This is a genomic window from Phytoamicus setariae (assembly GCF_016722925.1).
GTDB lineage: Bacteria > Pseudomonadota > Alphaproteobacteria > Rhizobiales > Rhizobiaceae > Rhizobium_E > Rhizobium_E setariae.
On sequence record NZ_JAEQNC010000001.1, the window covers coordinates 208,120 to 227,965 of the forward strand.

Sequence of the window (19,846 nt, forward strand, 5' to 3'; positions counted from 1 at the left end):
ATCAAACCCAATCGGAGCCACCCATGTCCAACGTTATCATTCTCGTCGCACGCATCCTGCTCTCCTTCATGTTCATCTTTGCCGGCTTCGGCAAGCTGACCGATCCTGCTGGTACCGCTGGCATGATCGCTGGTGCCGGTCTGCCGGCTGCGACGGCTCTCGCCTACCTCGCCGGTCTGTTCGAACTCGTTGCCGGCCTTGCCGTCCTCGCTGGTTTTCAGACCCGGATCGTCGGTTGGGCACTCGCCCTGTTCTGCGTATTCACCGGCGTCGTTTTCCACAGCGGCACGGTTGCTATTGAAGGCTGGCCGGAAGGCGCGCTTGGCTGGATCAACACGCTCAACCAGATCATGATGATGAAGAACATTACCCTTGCAGGTGCCTATGTTCTGCTTGCCACCGTCGGTGCCGGCGCGATTTCGCTCGATGCACGCCGCGGCGTGGCAGTCACTGCTTGATTGCTTTCGAAGCCAGAAATCGAAAACCCGCCGGCAATCGCCGGCGGGTTTTTTGTTTTGAGATCTCCTGGAACTGATCTGGAGCGGCTCATAGCTCTCGGATGTATTCTGCCAGCCGCTCCGCTGCGGTCTTCACCTGCTCGGGGTCGCGCAGGAAACATGCGCGCAGGAACGTTGCACCGCCGGGCCCGAAAGCCGTGCCCGGAGCAAGTCCAACGCCGGCCTTGTCGACGATGTCGAAGGCAGCTTTCTTCGCGTCCACCACACCATCGATCTTCAGGAACGTATAGAGTGCGCCGTCTGGCTTGAGTGTTTCCACCCGGTTGGTGGCGATCAGTGCATCGCAGAGAATGTCGCGTGAGATTTTAGCCTTGTCGAAATTGCTGTGGATCAGGCCGTCGCCCTGGTCTAGCGCGGCGATCGCACCCTTCTGCATGAACTCGGCAACGCCTGATGTGGCGTATTGAACGAGGTTTTCCAGCACTTGTCCGGTTTGCGGCGGAGCGACGATCCATCCGACGCGCCAGCCGGTCATCGACCAGTTCTTGGAGAAGGAATTGACGAACAGTATTTTGTCTTCGGGTTCCATTACATCGAGGAACGAGGGGGTGCGCTGGGCCGTATACGAGTAGAGCGCATAGATCTCGTCAGCGATGATCCAGATACCGTGCTCCCGCGCAAGCGCCAGGATCTCGAGCAGGTCTTGACGCGTCGCCGTCCAGCCTGTCGGGTTGGATGGAGTGTTGATGAACAGCGCCTTCGTTTTCGGCGTGATCGCGGACTTGAGCCTGTCGATGTCGAGGCTCCACCGACCGTGGCCGAAGGTTAGTTCCACGGCGACGGCCCGCGAGCCCGAGACCTCCAGTGCCGCAGCGAAATTCGGCCAGGCCGGCGAAAGGTAGATCGCCTCGTCGCCGGGTTGGCAAACAGCTTCGATCGACAGCTTGATCGCCTGCATGCCGGAACCGACGACATAAAAATGCTCTGGTGAAAGACGCTTGCCGAAATGTCTGAAATAGTAGTCGGATAGCGCCCGCCGCAAATCCGGAATACCTCTGTTGTAGGTATAGAACGTGTCGCCTGCAGCCAGCGAGGCCGCTGCCGCATCGGCAATGAATTTGGGCGTCGGCATGTCGCCTTCGCCGACCCACAGCGGGATCAATCCTTCGCGGCCCCGGGCATAGTTGACGACTTCGAGGATGCCGCTCTCGGGTGCGAGGCGGGCTTGCGGGCTAAGACTGTCGAGGAAATTCATGCAATCGGGCTCCTGGATAGGTATTCCCTGATAACCTGATTTTTCGCCGAAATCCTATGAGAAATCTTGAAGGACCTGTCAGCAAGGTGAATGGGGATCACACCAGCGAACAGATCCTCAGCGCCTCATAGATACTCGCGTGAATGTTGCGGCTCGCCACCGCATCGCCGATACGGACGAGGTCGAAGCGGCCTTCCGCATTGCGCTCTCCCAGCGGGAATTTGCGCGCTATCAGGGCTTTGTAGTCGACCGCCCCGAGATTGCGCGAATGCGGCTTGAGCGCCTTGTAGAGCCCGTCATTGGCCTCGGTTGCGTGCTCGACTACCACCTGCGCCACGCGCCGCTCGATGCGAGAGGACTTGTCGAAATCCGACCCGAGCGTAGCGATCAGACTGTTGCCGTCGCGTCGCACGGCGAGCAGGCGCGTGTTGATCGTCACCCGTACATTCGGTTTGGCGAAGGCGCGGGCATAAGGCACGTGGTTCATCCCGCCCATTTCCGGCGCGAAGAACCGCTCCGGCGAAACCAGTTCGAGTTCAACACCCTGGTTGGCGATCAGTTCCGCGGCCGTCATGCCGGGATGGGCGCCGTTGTCGTCGAACAGCAGCACCGGCCCTTCTGGCTTGACGGTGCCGGCAATGATATCCCAGCTCGAAACGACCAGACCGTCGCCTTCGAGAAGCGGAGGATTCTGCGGCATGCCGCCGGTCGCGACGATCACCAGATCCGCGTCGCGTCCCAGAACCTCGTCTTCCTCGACATAGGAATTGTAGTGCACCGGCACGCCAAGCCGTTCGAGTTCAGCCACCCGCCAGTCGACGATACCGATCATTTCCTTGCGACGGGGATTGCGGGCCAGCAGGTTGATCTGGCCGCCGGCTTCATCCATCGCCTCCAGCACCTCGACCTTGTGGCCGCGCTCGGCAAGCACGCGTGCGGCTTCCAGTCCGGCGGGGCCGGCACCGATCACGAGCGCATTGCGGACCTTGCCCTCGGTCTTGGGGATCGTGTGCGGTATGATCGCCTCGCGGCCGGTGGCCGCATTGTGAATACAGAGCGCCTCGCCGCCCTCGTAGATCCGGTCGAGGCAGTAGGTGGCGCCGACGCAAGGGCGGATTTCCGCCTCGCGGCCGGAGCGGATCTTGTTGACGATGTGCGGGTCGGCAATATGGGCGCGTGTCATGCCCACCATGTCGAGCTTGCCCTCGGCAATGGCATGCCGGGCTGTCGCGACATCTGCGATACGGGCGCCATGAAAAACGGGAAACTTGGTCTCGGCGCGTACGTCACCGGCAAAATCGAGATGCGGGGCTGACCGCATGCCCTGGATCGGGATAACCTCGTTCAGATCCGCGTCATGGTCGATATGCCCCTTGATGATGTTGAGGAAATCGATCTTGCCGGATTTGGCGAAGCGCCGGGCGATCTCCATGCCCTCAGCGCGTGAAAGGCCGATATCCCAGTCTTCGTCCGCTACCATGCGGATGCCGACGATGAAGTCCGGACCGACTCGCCTGCGAACCGCATCGATGACCATGTTCGAAAACCGCAGGCGATTGTCGAGCGAACCGCCGAATTCATCCTCACGCCTGTTGGTCGCGGGCGACCAGAACTGATCCATCAGATGGCCATAGGCCTCGAATTCGATACCGTCGAGACCCGCCGCCTGCATGCGCTCGGCGGCATCGGCGTAGTCGCCGACGATACGCTCGATATCCCAATCCTCGATCTCCTTGGGAAAGGCGCGATGTGCCGGCTCGCGCACGGGGGAAGGGGCGAGCACCGGCAGCCAATCACCCTTGTTCCAGCCGGTGCGGCGGCCAAGATGGGTGAGCTGGATCATCACGGCGCAATCATGCTCATGACAGTCGTCGGTGAGCTTTTTCAGCCACGGCACGACCTCGTCCTTGTAGGCGAGCAGGTTGCCGAAGGCGGGCGGCGAGTCCGGCGCGACGCTGGCCGATCCCGCCGTCATCGTCATGGCGATGCCGCCCTTGGCCTTTTCGAGATGATAGAGCCGGTAGCGGTCCTTCGGCATCCCGTCCTCGGAATAGGCCGGCTCATGCGCGGTCGACATGATCCGGTTCTTCAGTGCCAGGTGCCTGAGCTTGTAGGGCTGCAGCAGGGGGTCGTTGGATTGATCAGCCATGCGAAGCACCCCCGTCTGCCCTACCGGGCATCTCTCCCTCAAGGGGGGAGATTGGATGTAGTGCCGTCGTGCCGAAGGATAACAGCGTTGTCTCAGCACTCGGCAAAAGTTTGGAAATGGCGAGTTCACGTCTTGCCGATCTCCCCCCTTGAGGGGGGGATGTCCGGCAGGGCAGAGGGGGGTATTGGTTCATGCTATTCCCTCTCAATGCCAAGCATCCGCCACGTCGTTCTTCCGTCGGTTCATATAGTCCTGCAATTCGTCGTCAATGGCGACGTCCAAAGGCGGCGCTTCGTATTCGGCCAGCGTCCGCTTCCATTTCTTGTTGGCGCGGGCGGCGATATCGGTCGAACCACCTTCGTCGCTCCATTTTTCAAAGGGTTCGTTGTCCGAGAGTTCTGTGTCCCAGAAGGCGGTCTGGTAGTTGCGCAGCGTATGCTGGCTGCCGAGAAAATGGCTGCCCGGACCGACTTCCTGAAACGCGTCGAAGGCGAGCGCATTGTCATCGAACTCCACACCCTTGAGATAGGCGTGCAGCGCGCCGCAGAAATCCGCGTCCATCATGAATTTCTCGTAGGACATCGACAGCAAGCCGTCGAGGAACCCCGCCGAATGCAGGATGAAGTTGGCGCCGCAATGCACGGCAGATAGCATAGAGACCACCCCTTCCTGCATCGCCTGGCCATCGGGCAGTTTCGAGTTGGAGAAATTGCCGGCGCAACGGAGCGGCAACTTCAGCCGCCGGGCGAGCTGGCCGACCACCATGGAGCCGATCGCTGGCTCGGGCGTGCCGAATGTCGGCGATCCTGAGCGCAATGACATAGAGGACAGGAAATTGCCGAAAATCACAGGCGCGCCTTTCCGCTCAAGCTGCGTCAGCGCGCATCCCGCCAGCGTCTCGGCCCAGCTCTGGGCAATGGCGCCGGCATTGGTGACGGGACCCATCGCGCCGCCGAGAATGAAGGGCACGATCACGGCGGCCTGGTTGGCGCGGGCATAGGCGCGCATGGCCTTTGTCATTGTGCCGTCCCAGACCAGCGGCGAGTTGACGTTGACATTGCCGAGGATGACGCAATTGTTGTCGACGAAGTCGCGCCCGAAGACGATACGGGCCATGTCGATCGATTCTTCCGCTCGATTTTCCGCCGTTACCGATCCCATGAAGGCGCGGTCGGAATATTTTATGTGGCTGTAGACCATGTCGAGGTGACGCTTGTTGACCGGCAGGTCGACAGGCTCGCAGATCGTGCCGCCGGAATGGTGCAGCCACGGGCTCGAATAAGCCAGCTTGATGAAGTTCTGGAAATCCTCGATCGTGCCGTAGCGGCGGCCTTTGTCGAGATCCATCACGAAAGGCGAGCCATAGGCAGGTGAAAACACAACCGACTTGCCGCCGATTTCGACACTGCGTGCCGGGTTGCGGGCATGCTGGGTGAAGCTCGCGGGTGCGGATGCCACGATCTCTCTGAGCATGCCGGGTTCGAAGGTCACCTTCAATCCGTCGAGCTTCGCGCCGGCTTTCCGCCAGAGTTCCAATGCTGCCGGGTCGTCACGGAACTCGATGCCGATTTCGGCAAGGATGCGTTCACCGGTTTTTTCGATCCGCTCGAGGCCTTCTTCGCCAAGGATGTCGTAGGTCGGGATGTTCCTGACGATGTAGGGAATACCCAGCGGCTTGGCGGATGGGTCGCGCCGCTTGCCGCGCTCGCGCCGCGCCGGTGCAGGCCCGGTTGATTTGTCCGCTTCCATGACTGCCATTGCATAAGCTCCCCTGTGGTTGGCGAAAGACTAGCGGTGATTTTTCACGAAGTATCCTTCCAAATTTTCGAGAGAAGATATAAAATCTCCTTATGCAAAACCTGAAGAGACTGCTGCCTTCGGCTTCCTCGCTCGTCGTCTTCGAAGCGGCCGGGCGCCATGAGAATTTCACGCGCGCGGCCGATGAACTTGGCATGACCCAGGCTGCGGTTTCCTATGCGATCCGGACCATGGAGGACCAACTTGGCGTGCCGCTCTTTCACCGCAGCCATCGGGCCGTGGAATTGACCGAGGCCGGCGCCCGCTTTCATGCCGATGTTTCCGCCGGGCTGACCCGCATTCAAAAGTCGGCGGAGGCCATTCGTGCCAAGGGCCGGGAGACCAACGTCACGCTCGCTGCTTCCACGGCCTTTGCCTCGATGTGGATGTTGCCGCGCATCAACCTGTTGCGCAAGGACTTGCCGGAAATCGACCTGCGCATCCAGACATCGGTGCGCGACCTCGATCTGGAGGAGGAAGCTATTCCGCTCGGTATTCGCGGAGGCGATCCCTCCGCCTGGCCGCAGTATCATTCTGCCATGCTTGCCCCGGAGGTCGTCTGTGCCGTGGCGAGTCCCAGCTTCGTTGATGCGCTGGGTAAACCGCCGTTGCTGGCCGAGATGACCGGGCTCAGGCTGATCCACCTCGAAGAGCCCGTTCGCGAGGCCTGCGACTGGAAGGAGTGGTTTGCGCGTGCGGGAATCGACTATGCGAGGCCTTATCGCCCGTTGATCATCAATGATTATGTTCTGGTCATCCAGGCCGTGCTGGCAGGCGAGGGCATCGCGCTAGGCTGGCGGCATCTGATAGAACCGCAGGTGCGGTCCGGCGCGCTGATGCCGGTTGGCAATTATGTGCTGGAAACCGGCAACGCGTTCTATGTGGTCTGGCCGCGCTCGCGCGAACTCAGCCTTCCCGCCCGCAAGGTGAGGGACTGGCTCGTGGGGCAGGGGACAGGAGCAAGCGACTTGCCCTAGTCGCGAGAATTGCCGGTGGAAAATCCGCGTGCAAAAGTGGATAGTCCATCAGATTGCCCCATTTCTACCGGTGCATCCATGTCGTCAGCTTTTGGCCGGAGGCCCGCAATGTTCATCAGGAGTGTTCTTTTCGGCAGCGTCATCAGCCTTGCCGCCGTAAGCGCTCGGGCCGAGGACGCGATCGTGGCAACCGATCCGCTGACGATGGAGCGCGTAAATGTTTGCGATGCTTACGGCACGGGCTACACGCTGGTTCCTGGCAGCAACACGTGTGTGAAAATGAGCGGCCAGCTCCGCTACGAAAACCACTTTTCTCAAGGCGGGGGAAAAGGCACGGCACACGGTAGCATTGGCCGCTTTACCCTGGATTTCGAGACCAACAGCGACTGATGCTTCAATCGGCACGTTGAGCGGCGCAGCGAAGGTTCAGGCCGTCGCCTTTTCTCTGTTGCCTTCATCGACATATTTCCGGGCGATATAGTCGAGCGTCGCCTCGGCATCGACGGGGCGGCCGTAGAAATATCCCTGGCCCAAACCGCAGCCGAGTGCCTTGAGGCGCAGCGCCTCGGCGAAGTCCTCGATTCCTTCCGCTACGACTTCGAGCTCCAGACCCCGGCACATGGCGATGATAGCCTTGACAATGTGCTCGGAAGCGCTGTCCGACGTGATGCGGGAGACGAAGGCGCGGTCGATCTTGACCTTGTCGAAAGCGAAATCGCGCAGCCTGCTGAGGCTCGACTGACCGGTCCCGAAATCGTCCAGCGCAATGCGCACCCCTGCCGAGCGCAATTCAGTGACGATCTTGTGCGCGGTTTCCGGGTCGGTCATCATCGCCGTCTCGGTGATCTCGAGCTCCAGGCGGCGCAGGTCGAGGCCGGTGCGATTGATGATCGCCAGAATATTGAACGCTGTGGATGGGTCCATCAATTGCGCTGATGAAAGATTGAAGGACAAAAACAGTTCCTGCGGCCATGAAAGCGCAGCTTCGGCTGCCTTGCGCAGCAGCGTCTCCGATAACGCGTCGATGAATCCCCGTTCCTCGGCAAGCGGCACGAAAACTGCGGGTGAAACGAAGCCGAGATCGCGGTCGATCCAGCGAGCCAGCGCCTCGAAACCGACGACCGTGTCATTCTGGAGATCGACGATCGGTTGGAAATGTACCTCCACCTCATTGGCGATGATGGCGTTGCGCAGGGCTTGCTCTAGCTGGGTCGCGCGCTTCATCTGCTCGGCTATTTCGGTGGAATAGACGGTGATCTGACCGCGACCGCGGCGTTTCGAACGATAGAGCGCAGTTTCCGCGCTCTTGATCAGGTCCTCGAAATCCTCGCCTGCGAACGGATGGATCGAAAAACCGAATGAAGCGGATAGGCGCACGTTGCGGTCACCAAGATCGTACGGCGCCGACAGGACTTCCTTGAGCATGATCCCAGTCCTCTCGGCGCTGCGGCGCTCGAAGACGAGTGGGAAGAGAAAGGCGAACTCATCGCCGTCATAGCGCACCACTGTCGCGCCATCGGGTATGCACGCTTTCAGCCGATGCGCGACCTGGCACAATATCTGGTCGCCGGAGGAAGGGCCGAACAGATCATTGATCGGCTTGAAGCCGTCAAGATTGGCAATGCCGATGGCGAAAGGAGCTGGATCTTCGGCACGTTCGGCGATCAGAGCGCGCAGTTTGTCCCGTAGCCTGTGGCGGTTACCCAGTCCCGTGAGCGGATCGGTGAAAGCCAATGCCTGCAATTCATTTTGGCTAGCTGGCGATAATCCCGGGTCATCGACCCTCATTTGCGCATTCCCTGCAAGCATTTACGTCACAATGTGACATTGAGGCGAAAGTGTTAAAAATTGGCTTTTTCGAGGCGATTAGTTTTCCGGAATGCAACCGTAAAAGTCGCAAGGCCGGAAATAAATCGACTTAGGCAGCCGAACGCGATGACAACGCGCGAGGAGCCTCCAAATTCAACACATGCTTCCGGATGGCCGCGTCCAGGGCGTCCGGGCTGAGCGGCTTGGCGATCGCGCCGGCAAGTTCGGCATCGATGCAGAGTTGATGCTGTTCCGTTGAGTTGCCAGTCAACAGCCCGATGATCGGCGGCGCCTTGGCGTCGGGCATGAACAGGCTGCTCGCAGTGGCCGCGAACTGGCCAATGGTCATGTCCGGCGGCGTGACGTCCACGAAGATGATGCGTGGCTTGAGTTCGGCGGCTTTCGCCAACCCCTCCTTGCCGGTACTGACGATCGTGAAGTTCAATCCCAGGCTTTCCAGCAACTGTTCGAGCACCAGACGATTGACCGGGTTATCCTCGACCGCGAGCACGTCGGTAACCTCGGCAGCGGGCAGCGGCGTCGCCTGCGGACTTGCCCCAGAAAACGGCTTGTATGCTGGACTTGCCTGCAGCAGATCGACGGCCGGCGCGATCTCGAACCCACTGGCGGGACTGGCGTTCACAGCCAGTCGTCTGCAGGCAATCTGGTGCCGTGCTGCGATTTCGATGAATAGGCCGCCGCTGTCGCTTGCCAGAAGAACGAGGTCGATCGTCAGTCCGGCAGCTTTGACTGCAGGCAGGAACGCCGCGAACTCCACGGGGTCGCGAATGATGCAGAGATCAATCTGTCTACCGGCAGCATCCTGCATCAGCGCCTCGTCATTCTCGCCCTCGGTGGCGACATAGACAATGCGACGTCGCACCCGATTCGGCACCGATGGCTCGGTCCGGTGTGCTGGACCATCTGCTGCGGTCGAGCGAGGCGATAATGCGGACGTGTCGATTTTCAGCATGAGATCGGCAGCCGATCTATTCACGGAAGCCTGCGGAAGTTCGTCGAAGGACATGGCGATGAATTGGTTGCCGGCTGTTCCCATGCGGCGCGCACGATGCAGGATGGTCAATTGCTTGTCTTCGGCATCACCCAGATTGAATATCGTTTGCCGGTCCACCCCGCTCGCCAGAAGCTGCCAGTCGGCTTCCTCCAGCGTCTGCGCGAGTTCGGGAGTGAATATCGACCAGATATTGTTGCCGAGAATGGCCTCGGCAGGCAGGTTCAGCATCGCGCAGAATCTCTGGTTGACTGCAACGAAGTTCAGATACTTGTCCTTTATGGCGACGGCGACGGGCAGCGTGTCGAGGATTTCCTCGGTGAGGCGCACGCGCTCCTGATCGACACGCCAGCTCACTTCTCGTTTTTTCTGTTCTGAAACATCAAGAATGATGGTGAGGCCCAATCCGGACGGAAAACGGCGGCTGACGATGCGTAGCCAGCGGTCCGGCCCGCATTGCTCGATCGTATCGAACCGTTCCTTCCAGGCAACAGCCACGCGCTCGGCAATCCATTGTTCGCGGCTGGCGGGGGACTTGGAACCGTCGCCAAACCGTAGCCCTGAATCGAACAGGGCGCCGTAGAGGTCGCGTGCCCGCTTGCCGACCTCGATGGCGGCTTCAGGAATGGGAAAAAGGTGCAGCAGACGCAGGCTCGCAAAGCTCAAATGGTCGAGCTTGTCGGTAACGAAAATCGCCGCCCCGAGACCTTCACAGAAGATCTCCAGCAAATTGCATTGCATGATGGCGTCCATCGACGCGGCATCGTCCATTGCTGGCTCCCTGAAGGGCTACATTTTGTGGATTTTCATGCTGGTGATGGCCTGAAGCGGGAAACGGCAGGCTCGCAATTGGATCACTCCAGCAAATGATCCTGGCCTGCGGGTAAGAACCGCGCACCGGTCCCGCATTCATTTCAAGTTGTACATTTAATTGCAGGATAAAATTAATTAGCGTTTAACGCGTCCGCAATCTTCCTGCTTTTCTGCCGCAGGCGGTTACTCAGCAGCCTCCTGCCGCGGCTTCACCAGCGGTTCTGGCTGGACAGGATGATTGTATAGCATCTCTCTGCCGGCGGTGATGCCTTCCGATGCCTGCAGTTCGAGGCGCGCCTCGTCCCGCTTTCGGATATCCTCGGTCACCAGCACCGCATCGCTTTCCGGTACGCCAAGTGCTTCGAGCGCTCTTTGACCGAAAAGCAGGCCGGATTCCAGGGTCTCGCGCAGCTCGTACTCGACGGCCTTGCTGCGCAGTTCGAGTGCGTGCAATCGGTCGTAGGACCGGACAAAAATACGGGCATTCGGATATTCCGATTGCACCAGATCGACGATCCGGTCGGTGATTTCCTTCTTCTGGGTGCAGATCGCGATGATCTTGGCCTTCTCGATTCCGGCCGCGATCAGCACATCCTTGCGGGTGCCGTCGCCGAAGTAGATGCGGAAGCCAAAGCGGGACGCCTGTCGAATGCGATCGGCGGACTGGTCGATGACGGTGACGCTGCGTCCGCCGGCAAGCAGGATCTGCGACGCAATCTGGCCGAAGCGCGAGAAGCCGACCATGAAAACGTCTGCTCCTGCGCCTTCGAAATCCTCCTCGATCTCTTCACGTTCCTCCGGTTTGGCGATCAGGGCGGGGATGGCGGCAAACACCGGCGTCAGCGCCATGGTCACGGTGACGATGGCAATGAGAAGGGAGGCGGTGGACTGCGGAAAAATGCCAGCGCCTGCCGCAGCGGTGAACAACACGAAGCCGAACTCGCCGCCCTGCGACAGCAGAAATGCGCCCTTCAGCGCATTGTTGTGCGACGATCCGGCAAGCCGGTAAAGCACATAGATTGCGACCGTCTTGACAAGCAGGATGAGCGGCACGGCCAGGACGATGATGAGCCAGTTCTCGCTGACCACCTGCAATTGCAGCGACAGGCCGACCGCCATGAAGAACAGGCCGAGCAGAATGCCGCGAAACGGCTCGATATCGGCTTCGAGCTCGTGCCTGTATGACGATTCGGCAAGCATCAGGCCGGCAAGAAACGCCCCCATGGCCATCGACAGGCCGGCAACCTCCATCAGCGCTGCTGCCCCAAGTACCACGAACAGGGCTGCCGCAATCATGGCTTCACGTGCGCCAGTTCGCCCGATGATCTGGAAAAGCGGTGTGAGCAGATAGCGGCCGATCAGCACGAGGCCAATGACGGCGCCGATGGCGATGCCCGCGCTTGCGAGGCTGAAGCCGCCTTCGTCGCCGCCCGGCGCTATGAACGCCGTCATGGCCAGGAGCGGCACGATGGCGAGATCCTGAAACAGCAGGATGGAAAAGGCGCGCTGTCCATAGGGGGTGTTGAGATCGCCCCGGTCCTCGAGGATCTGCAGCGCGAAAGCCGTGGAAGACAGCGCCAGTCCGAATCCGGCAACAAGCGAACCGCGCCAATCGAGAAGTCCGAGATAGTATGCCAACGCCGACAACACCGCGCCGGAGACCAGCACCTGCACGCTACCCAGCGCGAAGATATCTCTGCGCATCTGCCAAAGCCGCGCCGGCTTGAGTTCCAGGCCGATGATGAACAGCAGGAAAACCACGCCCAGTTCGGCGACCGACAAGATGTCGTCGCCGCCGCTGATCAGCGCGAGCACCGGGCCGATGACGATGCCCGCGGCGAGGTAGCCAAGGACAGTGCCTAGGCCGAGGCGCTTGAAAAGCGGCGCGGCAACAACGGCGCCCCCGAGGAGCAGAAGCGCTTCGTTGAATAGGGCATGCGGCTGAGCCATGAGAGCTATGGATCCGGTGTCGATCGATGTTTGTGAGCCTGTTAGGCCCGAGACAGGTAAAGATAAGGTGAGCGACCCTTGATGATTTTGCAAGCGCACAATAAATGAAGGGCATGAGAAAGGCCTCCCATGCTTGAGCCCATTGATTCCACCAGCCTGCTTTCCCGTGCATCCGAACTCGTCGATCTCGCCCGCAAAGCGGGCGCGACGGCGGCGGACGCCGTTGTCGTTCGTTCCAAATCGCGATCCGTATCCGTGCGGCTCGGCAAGGTGGAGGGCGTCGACTCATCTGAAAGCGACGATTTCTCGCTGCGTGTCTTTGTCGGCGCGCGGGTGGCGAGCGTCTCGGCCAATCCGGGATTTGATCTTCGCGTCTTGGCGGAGCGCGCCGTTGCGATGGCGAAGGCCTCCCCTGAAGACCCTTTTGCCTGCTTGGCTGATTCCGGCGATCTGTCGCGCGATCATCCGGATCTCGGACTTTTCGATGCAACCGATGTTTCATCCCAGCAGTTGACTGACGCTGCACTTGAAGCCGAGAGCGCCGCGCTCGCAGTTGGCGGCGTCACCAACTCCGGCGGTGCAGGCGCTTCTGCGTCGATGGGCGGACTGGTGCTGGTTACCTCGCACGGTTTTTCGGGCTCATACATGGCGACGCGATTTGGGCGTGGCGTCAGCGTCATTGCCGGCGAGGGCACCGGCATGGAGCGCGATCATGAAAGCGACTCGCGCCTGCATTACGTCGATCTCGATGCTGCTGTGGAGATCGGCCGCAAAGCCGGCGAGCGTGCAGTTCGCCGCCTTAATCCGCGCAAGGCAGACACCGGTACCGGCTTGACGGTCATCTATGATCCCCGCGTGGCGCGCGGACTGGTGTCGCATATCGCTTCTGCGATCAATGGCGCGGCGATCGCCCGCAAGACCTCGTTTCTCAAGGACCGCATGGGCCAGCAGATTCTGCGCAAGGGGCTGACCATTTCCGACGATCCACTTGTCTACAAGGGATCCTCTTCGAGGCCTTTCGACGGTGAAGGCGTTCAGGGTCAACGGCTGCTGATGGTCGAGGACGGGGTGCTGAACCATTGGTTCCTGGCAACGTCCGCCGCCCGCGAACTCGGCCTCAAGACCAACGGTCGCGGTGCGCGAGGCGGAAACACGGTCTCGCCCACATCCACAAACCTGGCGCTGGAGCCTGGCGATGTTTCGCCTGAGGACATGATCGCCTCCATCAAGGACGGATTCTACCTGACCGAGCTGATCGGTCACGGCGCCGATCTCGTGACCGGAGAATATTCGCGCGGCGCATCCGGTTTCTGGATCGAGAACGGCGCGCTCACCTATCCCGTCTCCGAGGTCACGATCGCGTCGAACATGAAGGATATGTTCCTGAACATGACGCCCGCCAGCGACATCGACAGGAAGTTTGGAACGGCATCCCCGACCGTGCTGATCGAGAACATGACGATCGCCGGACGGTAGGAAACGCGACCATGACATCAGGACTTTCAACGCCATCCCGGCCGCAATATGCCGACGATCTCGACTTGCTGGTCGAAGCAGCCAAGGCGGCCGGTCGGGAAGCGATGACCTATTTTCGCAATGACGTGAAGATCTGGTGGAAAAATGAAGGCACGTCGCCGGTCACAGCGGCAGACCACGCGGCAAACGATGTTCTAAAGCACAGGCTTCTTTCCGCCCGGCCTGACTACGGCTGGCTGTCGGAGGAAAGCGAAGACAGCGCCGAGCGGCTTTCGCGGCATGCGGTGTTCATTGTCGATCCTATCGACGGCACCCGCGCCTTCATGGCAGGCAAGGATACCTGGGTGGTGAGCGCCGCGGTAACAATGGGTGGGTTGCCTGTCGCCGGCGTGCTCTATGCCCCGGCGCTCGATGAGCTTTATGTAGCGACGGCCGATGGACTTGTGGAGAAGAACGGCGAGCCGCTCGCCCTTGCCGGCCACAAGCCCGGCGAACCCATCCGGATCAGTGCGGCCGATGACATGGTCAAGGCACTGCGGGCGCCGGTCAATGCGCAGCTCGAACGGATGAGCCGCATTCCATCGCTTGCCTATCGGCTCGCAATGATCGCCGACGGCAGGCTGGATGCTACTTTGGTCAAGCCAAATGCCCATGATTGGGATCTTGCCGCTGCCGATCTGATCCTTCGCAATGCCGGCGGTCGGTTGACAAATCTCGCCGGCGAGGCGTTGCTCTACAACACCCCTATCCCTCGCCACAACGTGCTGGTCGCAGCGGATGCGGGACTGCATAGAGCAATTCTGGCAGCGTTCCCGGGCGGCACCCACTAAGAAATCGGTGCATTGATCAGCTTCGAGCGTAGTATGGCCGCCAAACCATTGACGTTTACATAGGAATGCCGCAATTCCATGCGGATAAGCGCGCTGAAATCACGATCACGAGGTGATGAGAATGAGCGATAGCGAAAAACCAAAACAACTGCTGCATCTAGTGTTCGGTGGAGAGTTGACGACTCTCGGTTCGACCGAATTCAAAAACCTCGAGGACCTTGACCTCGTCGGCGTGTTTCCTGACTATGCCGCCGCCCATATGGCTTGGAAGGCCAAGGCGCAGCAGACCGTCGACAATGCCCACATGCGCTATTTCATCGTCCACATGCACAAGCTTCTCGACCCCCAGGTTGGTAAAGCCTGATGAGCAGCCTGCGCGCACGCATAGCTTTGTCGGCGTATCGTTGGGCCGGGGTAGCGGCCTACCCCGCGGTCAACGCTATGATGGCGCTCAGGACTGCGCGCGGCAAGGAAGAGCGTGCACGCAAATCCGAGCGCTACGGCTATGCGAGCGCGGCCCGCCCGGAAGGGCCGCTGGTATGGATCCATGCGGCCAGCGTCGGCGAGACCAACGCTATGGTGCCGCTTATCAAGGAAATCGCCCGCCGGGACATTACGGTTCTGTTGACCACCGGCACGGTGACGTCGGCATCCGTGGCGCACAGGCGACTGGGCGATGAGGTTATCCATCAATATGTGCCGCTGGATCTGAAGCCGGTGATCAACCGCTTCCTGGAATATTGGCAGCCCGATATCGCGCTGTTTGCCGAATCCGAGATCTGGCCGGTGACGGTCATGGAGCTGGGTCACCGGCATATTCCGCAGATTCTGGTGAATGCGCGCATTTCGGACCGTTCGTTCCGTCGCTGGTCTTCGGTCACCAACATCGCCTCGACGCTGTTTGAAAACTTTGCTTTGGTCATTGCCCAGTCCGAACTGGATGCAACGCGCTTTCAGGAACTCGGGGCGCTGCCGGTTCTGGTGTCCGGCAATCTCAAGGCCGACAGCGGCATGCCCGAAGCCGATCAGCTTTCCCTCACGCGCTGCCGCTACCAGATAGGCGAACGGCAAACATGGGCGGCCATCTCTACATTCGATGGCGAGGAAAAAGCCGCTGCGGCCGTTCACAGGGCGCTAAAGAGCCGGATCGATCTTTTGTCTATCATCGTGCCGCGCCATCCGGAGCGTGCCGATGAGATCGAGGCGATGTTGCTTGAGGAAGGGCTGAATGTCGCCCGCCGCAGCCGAAATGACGCGATTGCACCGGACACGGATATCTATCTCGGCGATACGATAGGCGAGATGAGCCTTTATCTGCAATTGACCGAAGTCGCCTTCGTTGGACGTTCGCTGACTGCCGAAGGCGGGCAAAACCCGCTGGAGCCGGCAATGATGGGCTGCGCTATTTTGTCGGGCGGCCATGTCGGTAATTTCCGGGAAAGCTACCAGATGCTCGCCAGCAACGGCTCGGCCCGCATGGTGCGAGATGGCGAGATGCTCACCAAGGGCGTCTACTATCTCCTGACCAACGAGCCGGCCCGCCACCGGATGATCGATGCCGGGCTGCAGACTGTTCATCAGATGCGCGGGGCGCTGAACGCCACGCTTCGCGGCCTTGAGCCCTATATCAACCCGCTGACCATGAAGGCCCGGCTGATGCCGCGCAATGGCGCGATAGCCGGAGCCTGAGAATGACGAAGATTGCCGCAATCCTTTTCGACAAGGACGGGACGCTGCTGGACTTCGACAGGACGTGGGAGCCGGTCAATCGCCGCGCCAGCCTGTTTGCAGCGGGTGGCGATCCCGCATTGGCCGATCACATCATGCGCACATGCGGCATGGATCCTGAAACCGGCAAGACCGAGGGCGGTAGCCTTTTTGCCGCCGCCGCGCCAAGCGAGATCGTCGCGGCGATGGTCGAGGCGGGTGCACCTTTCTCGATTGAGGAACTGACGGTCGCAATCAACCGGATGTTCGTGGAAGGGGCGGCTCATGCGGTGGCTGTCACCGATCTCGAAGCTCTTTTCGCACGCTTGAAAGGCCGTGGCTTGCGGCTTGGTATTGCCTCGTCGGACAACGAGGCATCGATCCGGCGGATGGCCGAAAACATGGGCATCATGCCCTATATCGACTACATCGCCGGCTATGACAGTGGCCATGGCGTCAAGCCGGAACCTGGCATGATCGACGGATTTGCCGCAGGTCACGGGCTAGACCATGCCGAAATCGCTATGGTGGGCGACAACACCCATGATCTGCACATGGCGCGTAATGCCAGAGCCGGCCTTGCCGTTGGCGTGCTGACGGGAACGAGCGATCGTGCGATGCTTTCACCGCATGCCGACCACGTGCTCGCCAGCATCGACGATCTCGAGGGGCTTCTGGACCGCCTTTCGGCGTCCTGATCTAGACGTTACCCGCAAACACCTTGCAATCTCTGGGCTTTTCGCGTTTTCTCGCCTGAAGGGCAAGTATCATTGGGGGCCCCGGTTAAGCGGGGCGCGGGGACATGGTTTCGGAAGCACCACCATTCTGGTGGAAGAAAGGCGATTGGCGGGCCTGGGCATTGGCACCCGCTTCCTGGATCTACGGGGCGATCGCCGGCCGCAATATGAAAAAAGCCAAGCGGCTGGAAATGGAAGTGCCGGTTATCTGCGTCGGCAACTTCACCGTCGGCGGTGCCGGCAAGACGCCAACCGTCATCGCGCTGGCCCGAGCTGCCCGTGCCAAGGGTTTCAAGCCGGGTGTTCTAAGCCGGGGCTATGGCGGCGGCATGGACAGAACAACAGTCGTCGATCACGCTCATCACCGTGCCAAGGACGTCGGTGACGAGCCTTTGCTGATCGCACGCGAAGCGCTGGCCGTGATTTCGCGCAAGCGTATCGAGGGCGCCAGGCGCCTGATCGACGAAGGCGCCAATCTTATCATCATGGACGACGGGTTCCAGAGCGCCAAGTTGCATTTCGATTATGCCTTGATGGTGATCGACACGATACGCGGCATCGGCAATGGCTTCATGGTTCCGGCAGGTCCCGTGCGTGCCCCGATCGACCTGCAGCTCAAATTTTCCACTGCCCTTCTCAAGGTTGGGGCCGGCAACCAGGCCGACCCTTTCATCCGCAAGGCAGCGCGTGCTGGCAAGCAGGTTCTGGAAGCCGCGATCCGTCCGGTTGCGCCGCCCGATATCGCCGGCAAGAACGTGCTCGCATTCGCAGGAATTGCTGATCCGGAGAAATTCTTCAGGACGGTCACCGAAATCGGCGGCATCATCTCTGCCAAACGTCCCTTCGGCGATCACCAGCATCTGACCGAGGACGAGATCAGCGATATCATCGAAACGGCCGATGCCGGAGATCTGATCATCGTCACCACGGCCAAGGATGCCGTCAGGTTGATCGGCAGCCATGGGCAGGCCGCCGCACTTCTCGCCAGGTCACAGGTCATCGATGTGGAGATGGTGTTCGATTCACCAGCCGCAACGGGCCGGATCATCGATCAGGCAGTTGCCGCCGCACGCAAGCGCCGGGTGCGCTAGGATTTCGGCAACGTAGCGCCACGGCCATTGGTCGGCGCCAAAGCGGCCCACATCGTATCGATGATGTTGAGACCGAATGATTGCGACAATGGCTGATGGCCGACCAGCAGGCGATAGAAAACAGGTGCATGCAGCATGTCGAGAATGACCTCGATGTCTGTCTTCAGCGCGATCTCCCCGTTGGCCTGTGCGTCGGTTAAGATACTCCGCGCCTTTTCCCGATACTGCAAGATGACACGCGACCTGAATGCCTTTGCCAATTCGCTTTCCTGATCGGCCGCCGCCATCGCTTGGGCAATCTGGCGTCCCCGCACCGTGGTGAAAGTCTCGAGCAGATGCTCGACATGCGCCTGCAGGCGCATTCGTGCACTGCCGTGCCCTTCGGCTGCTGGTTCCAGCGGCGTATCTGCCATGAGGGCTGCCATGGCCAATTCCTGTGCATTTCGCCAATAGCGATAGATCGTCGGTTTGCCGACGCGAGCCCGCTCGGCAACGGCCTCGATCGTCAGCCGTCCCAAACCATCGGCAACGAGGATTTCATGCGCGGTTTGCAGGATCGCGCGCCTTGCTGCCTCGCTGCGCGGACGGCCGGGTTTGCCGACAGGTGGTTTCGAATTGTCTTGACTCATTATAAAACGTATCGTAACGTAATTATATCCAAACATCAAGGTGCCGTGATGAACCAGATCACCGTGCGAAGCGTGAGTGCCTACCTTGCCATCAAGGGGGCTGCGGATGCGATCGAATTCTACAAGAAGGCCTTCGGCGCGCAGGAAGACTTCCGGCTGGTCGATCCAGTCGATGGTCGGATTGGCCACGCGGAGCTGCTTCTCGGAGGCTACCGGCTCTACATCAGCGACGAGTACCCGGATTTTGGTGCGCTGAGTCCGGATTCGCTGGGCGGCACAACGGTCAAGTTCCATCTCGATGTCGACAATGTCGACCTGTTCATTGCCCATGCTGTCGATTGCGGGGCCCTGCTGCTGCGTCAGCCGAAAGTGGAGTTCCATGGCTACCGCACGGGGATGATCGTCGATCCCTATGGCTACAGCTGGTTTGTTGCGACGAAGGTCAGTGATGTGGGCCCGGATGAGATGCAGCGAAAATGGACGAGCATGGCCTCTGAACATGGCTTCGAGCCGGAGACTGCATGATGAACTCCCTCCAATTCGAAGAGTTTGTGACAGTTGAAAATGCGTTCAGCGCGGCCATGGTGTCCAATGACATCGGCCGGATCGCGGATTGCATGGCAGACGAGTGGGTGCTTGTGACACCTGAAAGCGGGCCAGTCAGCCGCAAGGGAATGCTGGACGCCATCGCAAGCGGCATCTTAAGCCACGACATGATGACCAAGGAGATAGTTCGGGTCGAGATTTACGGGGAGATCGCCGTCGTTACCGGACGCGGCCGAAATTCCGGCACCTTCCGAGGTGAACCGATCAAAGCCGATGAATGGATCACCGATATATACCGAAAAGTTGAAGACAAGTGGCTGTGTGTTCTGACCCACTTGAGCCCGGCAACCGGCTGACCAGACGCGGGCGACTAACCTGCCGAACCCGGCAGCACGCCCGCACGCTTGTCGGCTTCGAAGGAAGCCTCCGCATCGGCATAAGGCTCCTGCCGGTCCACACTCCAGTATTTGAGCTCGTCAATGGGGATCGCCTTGCCGGTAATGGCGCAGGTGACGAAGCCGCCCGGCATCAGGATCTGGAAATCGCCGTCGAGATACCGGATCTTGGCCTCGCGGCTGCCGCTTCCTTCAAACCGGTTCATTGTCGTGAC

Annotated in this window: 19 protein-coding genes; 11 read left to right on the forward strand and 8 right to left on the reverse strand. The window is 60.2% G+C overall.

Annotation, left to right across the window (positions count from 1 at the left end; translation table 11 throughout):
* Positions 1–23 precede the first annotated feature (23 nt).
* Positions 24–458 (forward strand): DoxX family protein, encoded by a 435-nt coding sequence (locus JJB09_RS00970; protein WP_201651872.1) that lies wholly within the window; start codon positions 24–26, stop codon positions 456–458.
* An 88-nt stretch (positions 459–546) separates the two neighbouring features.
* Here JJB09_RS00970 and JJB09_RS00975 read toward each other — a convergent pair whose 3' ends face one another.
* From JJB09_RS00975 to JJB09_RS00985, 3 genes are all read right to left on the reverse strand, one after another.
* On the reverse strand, positions 547–1,713 hold the full coding sequence (locus JJB09_RS00975; RefSeq protein WP_201651874.1) for a pyridoxal phosphate-dependent aminotransferase: 1,167 nt from the start codon (positions 1,711–1,713) through the stop codon (positions 547–549).
* Positions 1,714–1,810: 97 nt separating this feature from the next.
* Positions 1,811–3,862, reverse strand: a complete 2,052-nt coding sequence (locus JJB09_RS00980) for an NADH:flavin oxidoreductase (protein WP_201651876.1) — start codon at positions 3,860–3,862, stop codon at positions 1,811–1,813.
* Positions 3,863–4,066: 204 nt separating this feature from the next.
* Entirely contained in the window at positions 4,067–5,611 is a 1,545-nt protein-coding gene (locus tag JJB09_RS00985) for a trimethylamine methyltransferase family protein (protein WP_201652656.1), read from the reverse strand.
* Positions 5,612–5,712: 101 nt separating this feature from the next.
* Here JJB09_RS00985 and JJB09_RS00990 point away from each other — a divergent pair, with 101 nt between their 5' ends.
* Both JJB09_RS00990 and JJB09_RS00995 read left to right on the forward strand, forming a co-directional pair.
* Complete coding sequence (locus JJB09_RS00990; RefSeq protein WP_201651878.1) at positions 5,713–6,636, forward strand: LysR substrate-binding domain-containing protein; 924 nt, start codon at positions 5,713–5,715, stop codon at positions 6,634–6,636.
* Between the two features lie 108 nt (positions 6,637–6,744).
* Complete coding sequence (locus tag JJB09_RS00995) at positions 6,745–7,026, forward strand: porin (RefSeq protein ID WP_201651879.1); 282 nt, start codon at positions 6,745–6,747, stop codon at positions 7,024–7,026.
* Positions 7,027–7,062: 36 nt separating this feature from the next.
* Here JJB09_RS00995 and JJB09_RS01000 read toward each other — a convergent pair whose 3' ends face one another.
* The 3 genes from JJB09_RS01000 to JJB09_RS01010 form a co-directional block, all read right to left on the reverse strand.
* Positions 7,063–8,424 (reverse strand): putative bifunctional diguanylate cyclase/phosphodiesterase, encoded by a 1,362-nt coding sequence (locus JJB09_RS01000; protein WP_201651881.1) that lies wholly within the window; start codon positions 8,422–8,424, stop codon positions 7,063–7,065.
* Positions 8,425–8,554: 130 nt separating this feature from the next.
* Positions 8,555–10,228: a response regulator gene (locus JJB09_RS01005; protein ID WP_201651883.1), complete on the reverse strand. Its 1,674-nt coding sequence runs from the start codon at positions 10,226–10,228 to the stop codon at positions 8,555–8,557.
* A gap of 225 nt (positions 10,229–10,453) precedes the next feature.
* Positions 10,454–12,220: a monovalent cation:proton antiporter-2 (CPA2) family protein gene (locus JJB09_RS01010; RefSeq protein ID WP_201651885.1), complete on the reverse strand. Its 1,767-nt coding sequence runs from the start codon at positions 12,218–12,220 to the stop codon at positions 10,454–10,456.
* 129 nt (positions 12,221–12,349) lie between these two features.
* On the opposite strand from JJB09_RS01010, the gene JJB09_RS01015 reads away from it, so the two are divergent.
* From JJB09_RS01015 to lpxK, 6 genes are all read left to right on the forward strand, one after another.
* The gene (locus tag JJB09_RS01015; protein ID WP_201651887.1) at positions 12,350–13,696 is read left to right on the forward strand and encodes a TldD/PmbA family protein; all 1,347 of its coding nucleotides are present in this window, start codon (positions 12,350–12,352) and stop codon (positions 13,694–13,696) included.
* A gap of 11 nt (positions 13,697–13,707) precedes the next feature.
* Positions 13,708–14,526: a 3'(2'),5'-bisphosphate nucleotidase CysQ gene (locus tag JJB09_RS01020; RefSeq protein WP_201651889.1), complete on the forward strand. Its 819-nt coding sequence runs from the start codon at positions 13,708–13,710 to the stop codon at positions 14,524–14,526.
* 121 nt (positions 14,527–14,647) lie between these two features.
* Complete coding sequence (locus JJB09_RS01025; RefSeq protein WP_201651891.1) at positions 14,648–14,890, forward strand: DUF4170 domain-containing protein; 243 nt, start codon at positions 14,648–14,650, stop codon at positions 14,888–14,890.
* A complete protein-coding gene (gene waaA / locus JJB09_RS01030) occupies positions 14,890–16,215 on the forward strand; it encodes a lipid IV(A) 3-deoxy-D-manno-octulosonic acid transferase (RefSeq protein ID WP_201651893.1) in 1,326 nt (441 codons plus the stop codon). The genes JJB09_RS01025 and waaA overlap by 1 nt, the downstream gene beginning before the upstream one ends.
* Before the next feature lie 2 nt (positions 16,216–16,217).
* Entirely contained in the window at positions 16,218–16,931 is a 714-nt protein-coding gene (locus JJB09_RS01035) for an HAD family hydrolase (RefSeq protein WP_201651895.1), read from the forward strand.
* A gap of 104 nt (positions 16,932–17,035) precedes the next feature.
* A complete protein-coding gene (gene lpxK / locus JJB09_RS01040; RefSeq protein ID WP_201651897.1) occupies positions 17,036–18,061 on the forward strand; it encodes a tetraacyldisaccharide 4'-kinase in 1,026 nt (341 codons plus the stop codon).
* Here the strand turns inward: lpxK and JJB09_RS01045 are convergent.
* Positions 18,058–18,690, reverse strand: a complete 633-nt coding sequence (locus JJB09_RS01045; RefSeq protein ID WP_201651899.1) for a TetR/AcrR family transcriptional regulator — start codon at positions 18,688–18,690, stop codon at positions 18,058–18,060. The two genes, lpxK and JJB09_RS01045, sit on opposite strands and share 4 nt — an antisense overlap.
* Before the next feature lie 48 nt (positions 18,691–18,738).
* On the opposite strand from JJB09_RS01045, the gene JJB09_RS01050 reads away from it, so the two are divergent.
* Both JJB09_RS01050 and JJB09_RS01055 read left to right on the forward strand, forming a co-directional pair.
* Positions 18,739–19,215 (forward strand): VOC family protein, encoded by a 477-nt coding sequence (locus JJB09_RS01050; RefSeq protein ID WP_201651901.1) that lies wholly within the window; start codon positions 18,739–18,741, stop codon positions 19,213–19,215.
* Entirely contained in the window at positions 19,212–19,592 is a 381-nt protein-coding gene (locus JJB09_RS01055; protein ID WP_246748524.1) for a nuclear transport factor 2 family protein, read from the forward strand. Before JJB09_RS01050 ends, JJB09_RS01055 begins: the two co-directional genes overlap by 4 nt.
* 14 nt (positions 19,593–19,606) lie before the next feature.
* On the opposite strand, the gene JJB09_RS01060 is transcribed toward JJB09_RS01055, so the two are convergent.
* Positions 19,607–19,837, reverse strand: a complete 231-nt coding sequence (locus JJB09_RS01060) for a DUF2093 domain-containing protein (RefSeq protein ID WP_201651903.1) — start codon at positions 19,835–19,837, stop codon at positions 19,607–19,609.
* Between the last annotated feature and the right edge of the window lie 9 nt (positions 19,838–19,846).

Coding starts and splice junctions, on each gene's coding strand:
- JJB09_RS00985 (WP_201652656.1), bottom strand. CDS start 5,611: ATGGAAGCGGACAAATCAACCGGGCCTGCACCGGCGCGGCGCGAGCGC.
- JJB09_RS00980 (WP_201651876.1), bottom strand. CDS start 3,862: ATGGCTGATCAATCCAACGACCCCCTGCTGCAGCCCTACAAGCTCAGG.
- JJB09_RS00990 (WP_201651878.1), top strand. CDS start 5,713: ATGCAAAACCTGAAGAGACTGCTGCCTTCGGCTTCCTCGCTCGTCGTC.
- JJB09_RS01005 (WP_201651883.1), bottom strand. CDS start 10,228: ATGGACGATGCCGCGTCGATGGACGCCATCATGCAATGCAATTTGCTG.
- JJB09_RS01050 (WP_201651901.1), top strand. CDS start 18,739: ATGAACCAGATCACCGTGCGAAGCGTGAGTGCCTACCTTGCCATCAAG.
- JJB09_RS01015 (WP_201651887.1), top strand. CDS start 12,350: ATGCTTGAGCCCATTGATTCCACCAGCCTGCTTTCCCGTGCATCCGAA.
- JJB09_RS01010 (WP_201651885.1), bottom strand. CDS start 12,220: ATGGCTCAGCCGCATGCCCTATTCAACGAAGCGCTTCTGCTCCTCGGG.
- JJB09_RS00970 (WP_201651872.1), top strand. CDS start 24: ATGTCCAACGTTATCATTCTCGTCGCACGCATCCTGCTCTCCTTCATG.
- JJB09_RS01000 (WP_201651881.1), bottom strand. CDS start 8,424: ATGAGGGTCGATGACCCGGGATTATCGCCAGCTAGCCAAAATGAATTG.
- waaA (WP_201651893.1), top strand. CDS start 14,890: ATGAGCAGCCTGCGCGCACGCATAGCTTTGTCGGCGTATCGTTGGGCC.
- JJB09_RS01045 (WP_201651899.1), bottom strand. CDS start 18,690: ATGAGTCAAGACAATTCGAAACCACCTGTCGGCAAACCCGGCCGTCCG.
- JJB09_RS00995 (WP_201651879.1), top strand. CDS start 6,745: ATGTTCATCAGGAGTGTTCTTTTCGGCAGCGTCATCAGCCTTGCCGCC.
- JJB09_RS01060 (WP_201651903.1), bottom strand. CDS start 19,837: ATGAACCGGTTTGAAGGAAGCGGCAGCCGCGAGGCCAAGATCCGGTAT.
- JJB09_RS01055 (WP_246748524.1), top strand. CDS start 19,212: ATGATGAACTCCCTCCAATTCGAAGAGTTTGTGACAGTTGAAAATGCG.
- JJB09_RS00975 (WP_201651874.1), bottom strand. CDS start 1,713: ATGAATTTCCTCGACAGTCTTAGCCCGCAAGCCCGCCTCGCACCCGAG.
- JJB09_RS01020 (WP_201651889.1), top strand. CDS start 13,708: ATGACATCAGGACTTTCAACGCCATCCCGGCCGCAATATGCCGACGAT.
- JJB09_RS01035 (WP_201651895.1), top strand. CDS start 16,218: ATGACGAAGATTGCCGCAATCCTTTTCGACAAGGACGGGACGCTGCTG.
- lpxK (WP_201651897.1), top strand. CDS start 17,036: ATGGTTTCGGAAGCACCACCATTCTGGTGGAAGAAAGGCGATTGGCGG.
- JJB09_RS01025 (WP_201651891.1), top strand. CDS start 14,648: ATGAGCGATAGCGAAAAACCAAAACAACTGCTGCATCTAGTGTTCGGT.